This is a genomic window from Rhodoferax sp. LB1P47 (assembly GCF_056521445.1).
In genome coordinates, this window is record NZ_JBWMAU010000010.1 from 1 (window position 1) to 384 (window position 384).

The window sequence follows — 384 nt, forward strand, 5'->3', positions numbered from 1 at the left end:
TGGGATTTGAATGCATCGCTGTAGCGCGCACGACGACGACCGGCCGCTGGAATTCGAAGTTCTGGATTTGGAGTGTTCATGTGTCCACCTGAGTTGAAGTGGACACGATGGTCTTAACGATTTCCGATCACAGCAAGATGACTTGGCCATTCGCTTACATTGGAGTCGGCACAAAATGTTCTGCCGGCTAGACTCCTAGGTATTAGTGATAGGCCTAAATTCTTTCATCCATTTTGAAAAAAATTTTTGCAAAAAATTGCAGCACATATGCTTTTTAGCACACATAAAAACGTTTTGCGTTTTCTTTAGAACTTATCACTAAGTTCTAAAGAAAACGCCCAGTCCGCTGGACTGGGCGTTTCTTGCTGTAATAGCCTGACGATG